This window comes from Chryseobacterium sp. HMWF035, from assembly GCF_003094695.1.
Lineage (GTDB): Bacteria > Bacteroidota > Bacteroidia > Flavobacteriales > Weeksellaceae > Chryseobacterium > Chryseobacterium gambrini.
Genome location: NZ_QEHP01000125.1, coordinates 72,508 through 73,711, shown reverse-complemented (window position 1 = coordinate 73,711; position 1,204 = coordinate 72,508). Strand labels below are relative to the sequence as shown.

The following is a 1,204-nucleotide window of genomic DNA, read 5'->3' as shown; positions in this document are numbered from 1 at the left end:
GTACTTATTAGTGTTTAAAGAATATAAGTCGCATAAATAATTTATTGTGATATTTGTGAAAGACATTAGCGTTATTCGTGTTTTAAAAATAAAAACCATGCAATTATTTCAAAAATATACATCATTATTTTCTGCGGAATGGAAAGAAAAATATCACGCCATTCTAGCCGAAGAACATCTTGAAAATTTACATGAAAATATTCAGAAATTTAAAAATCAGAATTTAGATTGGGATCTGCCCTATTTTAATGAAGAAATTAAAATCGACCGTGATGAAAGTTTCAATATGTTCATTACTATTTTTGAATCTGAAAATCCTGATGAGGTTAAAGCTAAACAGCTTGAGGAAATTCCTTTCGAACATTGGCTGAATATTTTAGGACAACGCATCACTTCGGCAAGTCTTCGTGATGAAAACGCCGTTCCGCCTTTAAAAAGTTTACTGATCGAAGCCTGCGAAAAGCCTTTCAACAGCGAAATTACCATTGCACAGAGAGCGTGGGAAAAACACGTCGGTCGGCTGAATGACAGTTTCTGGGGCGAAGTAAAAGGAAATAATCAGCAGAAACAGCAAAAAGTGATGGAGAAAATCAATTACATTCTCGACCACACTACATGGTGGAATGTTTTCTTTCATTATAAACACGAACTGGTTTTTGAAGTCAGGGAAAAAGAAGGTCACGGAATCCGCTGGAGCCACGGCGGAAAACATTTGATCGGCTTTCTGGAGTTTTTTATTAATGACGAAAATTCTTTACAATAAGTTTTTGAATCATTTAATATGTCATTAAGTCTCTTACTATAAACCTTAAAATCAAAATGATTTAATCTTAACTGAACATATCTATTTAGAATTGAATATCCGTTATTTAGCATACTTGAATTTTAACCACGAAGAACACCAAAGGTTTCACAAGGAACACAATAGTTGTGAGCTTTGTGGATAACCTTAGTGTACGTTGTGGTAAAAAAATAATGATTACAGCAAACAACAAAATCAGAATGATTTAATCTTAACTGAACTTATCTATTTAAAATTGAATATCCGTTATTTATCATACTTGAATTTTAACCACGAAGAACACCAAAGGCTTCCACAAGGAACACAATAGTTGTGAGCTTTGTGGATAACCTTAGTGTAAGTTGTGGTAAAAAAATAATGATTACAGCAAACAACAAAATCAGAATGATTTAATCTTAACTC

1 protein-coding gene is annotated in these 1,204 nt (G+C 32.7%); it reads left to right on the top strand.

What is annotated here, in order from left to right; all coding sequences use genetic code 11:
* Positions 1-97: 97 nt before the first annotated feature.
* Positions 98-763, top strand: a complete 666-nt coding sequence (locus tag DD829_RS19805) for a hypothetical protein (RefSeq protein ID WP_108410916.1) — start codon at positions 98-100, stop codon at positions 761-763.
* The last annotated feature ends 441 nt before the right edge of the window (positions 764-1,204 follow it).